The following is a 4,262-nucleotide window of genomic DNA, read 5'->3' as shown; positions in this document are numbered from 1 at the left end:
CCTTGAGAAGCCCTTTTATCGCATCTTTTTTAGCGTCTTTTTTAGCATCGCCCGTGGTGCCGTTTTCGTCGTCCTTGCCGAATTTCTTATCCAAAAATCTATCCAGCTCCTTGACCGCCTTGCTCTTTAGGTAGTCCGAGCCGATCGTGTATTTCGGGTTGTCGCTAGTGCCCGTGACCGTGATGTCGATGTCGGTTTTTTCGTAGTTCATCTTTATCGGTACGTTCACGGCCTTGGTCGCCATATCGTATTTGCCGCTAGTTACCGAGACGTGGCTTCTAGTCGCGTTCATATCGGCGTTAAAGTCGATGAGGTTTTTGTTTATCGTGCCTTTTATTTTGCTGTTTTTATAGATTTCGCTCGTGATGTCGCGCCCCGTGAAGGTTCTTACTTGCTCGGTAAAATCGGTCTTTGCGAGCTTGCCTTCGTCTACGATGACGTCAAATTTACCTTTTTGCGAGACGAGATTATAGTCCATCGTCATATCGCCAGTGCCGTCATAGACGTGCGAGAGGCCCAAAAAGTCGGTGAGGCCTTTGGCGGTGAAGCTTTTTAAATTTGCGTTTAGGATATCGTCTTTTAAGACCGCCTTAAGATCGCCGTTAAAGAGCCGCGAATTTACGTTCGCGCTTAGCTTTTCGCCTGTTTTCGTCGCGTCGCCGATAACTAGCAAAGGCCCGTAAAGCGGTCGTCCGACCAAAAACTCGATCTCTTTTAGCTCTCTTATGCCAAGCTCAAAGTCCGCCTTCGCCGAGCCGCTTTCAAGCTCGTAGTCGCCTTTTAGATTTTTTAGCGCGATTAGGTTTTTGTTTGCGTTTGAGACGAGGTTTGCTACCGCGTCAAATTTAGCCTTGCCGCCGTTTATGACGACATCCGCGTTTGCGTCAAATTTGGTGCCGTTTGGGAAGCGCTTATCTAGCTCTTTTGCTACGACCGCGCTATTTACTATGCCGTTTTTGACGTTAAATTTAGCCGTACCGCTGAGATTTTTCGGATCGAGTCCGCTTAGATTTACCGTTCCGTCGATCACGGCGTCGGCGTAGTTTGGCAGCGCAGCCAGCGTAAATGCGTCTTTAAGCGAAAGCGCGCTTAGATTTGCCGCGAGTTTTTCGTTTTTGAGGTTTGCGTCTATCTTGCCGCCTAGAGCGTTTGCGTTTAGATCTAGCTCGCTAAGCGCGCCCTTTGCGAGTTTTGCTGCGCCTTTTACATCCACTTTACCCGATAGTTTTTTGCCGATTAGCTCTTCAAATTTACCCAGATCATCGATACCCGCGTCAAATTTGACGTCCGCGTTTTTATCATCCAGTCCGTAAACGCCGCTTAGGCTCTTTAGCTTTAAAAGCTCGGAGTTTAGAGCGGCGTCAAATTTGGCTTTCGAGCTTGCCACGTCGGCGTTTGCGTTTAGTTCAAAGGCTAGAGGTTTGCTCAAATTTATCTCCTTTGCGACCTGTTTTAGCTCGGCCGGATTTAGCCGTGCGTTTTTGGTGGCGAGCTTAACCGAGCCCGAGATATTTTGCGTGTTGTGCACGTCGTTTAGCACCGCTTCGCCGCTGATCGTTCCGCCGACAAACGCCGGGAAAGCGGCGATTTTAACTAGCTCGTCAAGCTTTAGCGAGCTGATTTTGGCTATTAGTTTGCCGCCGTTTAGCACCGCATCGACGTTACCGCCAAATCCCTCGATCTTGACGTCGAAGTTTTTTAACTCGCCGGCGGTGGCGATGACGTTGCCGTTTGCTTTAAACGCGCCGCTAAGCTTTTGCCCCACGACGGGCTCAAATTTAGCCAGATCGTCCACGATGAGCTTGACGTCGCTGCTTAGGGTGTTTGAGTTTGGATCGTAGATCGTCTTGTCGCTGCCGATCGTCGCTAGCGGCGTGATCACCGCGCTTTTGGCGTTTACGATGCCGTCTTTGACGTCGGCTACGATTTTGCCGTTTGCGGCGAAATTTGACGGCAGAGTGACGTTAAAATCCTTTGCGATTAGCGCATTATCGGTTTTTACGTCAATGATATCGATGTTTGCGGTGCCGTTTGGCTTGCCGCCGCTTTCTACGATATTTGCGATGGCGGAGATTTTACCGTGCGCGTAGATAGGCTGGCCGGCTAGCGCTAGGGCCTTTTCTACTTGTAAATTTTTGGCGTCGAGCTTTAAAGAAAGCGGCTTGTAGTCTTTTAAATTTGCGTCGAAACTCACGTTTGAGCCTAGCATTTGGCCTACTCCGCTAGCGGTGAAATCGCTAAATTTGCCTTTTGCGATGCCTGAGATTTTCATCGTTTCGTTTAGTTTGACGCCCAGGCTTTTTAGATCGCTAACTGCGACGTCGTATTTTAGATCGAGGCTTTGAGAGAAAACCGAAAGCCCGCCGTTTACGTTCGCCGCTATCTCGCCGTTTACGTTCGCTACGATATCTACGCTCGTCGGACGGATCTGAAATTTGTCAAATTTGACGTTAAATCCGCTTTTTTCTTTAATCAAATTTTGGACATGCGGCTTAACCAAGCCGTTGCCAAAATCCGTAAAGGCCGCAACGTAAGCCGCGATAAGCAAAGCAAAAACCAGTCCGAGCAGGGCGCCTAAAATTTTCATCGTCTATCCTTTAGATTTAGTTTAATTTTATTATGAAACTTGAGCCGATTATACTAAGACTTGTTAAGAATTTTAGCTAAATCATTGACAAATTCTAAAAATTTGACTATAATTTCATCACTCAAAACAAAAGAGTGCTAAAAAAGTAAAATCAAACCATAAAGGATGAATCATGAATTTTCAACCGTTAGGCAAACGAGTCTTAGTCGAGCGTCTCGAGGACGTCAAAACGACCGCTTCGGGCATCATTATACCCGATAATGCAAAAGAAAAACCTTTAAGCGGCAAGGTTTTGGCGGTATCAAGCGAGGTAGAAGGCGTGAGCGTGGGCGATAGCGTAGTTTTCGCAAAATACGGCGGCACCGAGGTTGTGCTTGACGGCAAGACGTATTTGGTTCTAAAAATCGAAGACGTTTTGGGCGTTTTAAAATAATCTAAATTTATAAAGGAATAGAAATGGCAAAAGAGATATTTTTTTCAGACGAGGCTAGAAATAAACTATATGAAGGCGTTAGAAAACTAAACGACGCGGTAAAAGTAACGATGGGGCCTCGCGGCAGAAACGTGCTAGTGCAAAAGAGCTTCGGCGCTCCAGCGATCACCAAAGACGGCGTGAGCGTAGCTAAAGAAGTAGAGCTAAAAGACGCTCTAGAAAACATGGGCGCAGGCCTAGTAAAAGAGGTCGCTAGCAAGACAAACGACGAGGCGGGCGACGGTACGACTACGGCTACGGTTTTAGCACACTCTATCTTTAAAGAGGGCTTAAGAAACATCACCGCAGGCGCAAATCCGGTCGAGGTAAAACGCGGTATGGATAAAGAGGCTGCAGCTATAATCGCCGAGCTAAAAAGCCTATCGCGCAAAGTAACCGATAAAAAAGAGATCGCGCAAGTAGCGACTATCTCGGCAAACTCAGACTCTGCTATCGGCGGACTGATCGCTGACGCGATGGAAAAAGTCGGCAAAGACGGCGTCATCACCGTCGAGGAAGCAAAATCCATCCACGACGAGCTAAACGTGGTCGAGGGTATGCAGTTTGACCGCGGATATCTAAGCCCGTACTTCATCACAAACGCCGAAAAGATGCAGGTCGAGCTAAGCAATCCGTTTATCTTGCTATTTGATAAGAAGATTACAAATTTAAAAGACCTACTACCTGTGCTCGAGCAGATCCAAAAAACAGGCAAACCGCTACTAATCATCGCTGAAGATATCGAGGGCGAGGCGCTTGCGACGCTAGTAGTAAACAAGCTTCGCGGCGTGCTAAATATCTCTGCGGTTAAGGCTCCGGGCTTTGGCGATCGCAGAAAAGCGATGCTTGAGGATATCGCGATATTAACTGGCGGCGAAGTAGTGAGCGAAGAGCTAGGCAGAACGCTAGAAAGCGCGACCCTAAGCGATCTAGGTCAAGCTTCAAGCGTCATCATCGACAAAGATAACACGACTATCGTAAACGGCGCAGGCGAGAAATCGGCAATCGACGCTAGAATTATCCAAATAAAAGCTCAAATCGCAGAAACCACAAGCGACTACGATAAAGAAAAACTACAAGAGCGCCTAGCTAAGCTAAGCGGCGGCGTAGCGGTCATCAAGGTTGGCGCTGCTACCGAGACTGAAATGAAAGAGAAAAAAGACCGCGTGGACGATGCTCTAAGCGCGACTAAAGCGGCCGTAG

The 4,262-nt window shown here is 47.8% G+C and carries 3 protein-coding genes; 2 read left to right on the top strand and 1 reads right to left on the bottom strand.

From position 1 onward, the window contains the following. The coding region (locus Q0338_RS04420) for a hypothetical protein (protein WP_298085698.1) at positions 1-2,587 on the bottom strand (2,587 nt) is incomplete at its 3' end. Positions 2,588-2,759: 172 nt separating this feature from the next. On the opposite strand from Q0338_RS04420, the gene groES reads away from it, so the two are divergent. Together groES and groL are read left to right on the top strand one after the other, a co-directional pair. Then, the gene (gene groES, locus Q0338_RS04415) at positions 2,760-3,020 is read left to right on the top strand and encodes a co-chaperone GroES (protein WP_002946739.1); all 261 of its coding nucleotides are present in this window, start codon (positions 2,760-2,762) and stop codon (positions 3,018-3,020) included. A 23-nt stretch (positions 3,021-3,043) separates the two neighbouring features. Then, on the top strand, positions 3,044-4,262 hold a 1,219-nt coding region (gene groL / locus Q0338_RS04410; protein ID WP_298085697.1), incomplete at its 3' end, for a chaperonin GroEL.

This window comes from uncultured Campylobacter sp. (genome assembly GCF_938018145.1).
Lineage (GTDB): Bacteria > Campylobacterota > Campylobacteria > Campylobacterales > Campylobacteraceae > Campylobacter_A.
This window is presented reverse-complemented; position numbering and strand designations above follow the sequence as displayed.

Excerpts from the sequence above, each read along its gene's own strand:
- groES (WP_002946739.1), top strand. The coding sequence starts at position 2,760 with ATGAATTTTCAACCGTTAGGCAAACGAGTCTTAGTCGAGCGTCTCGAG.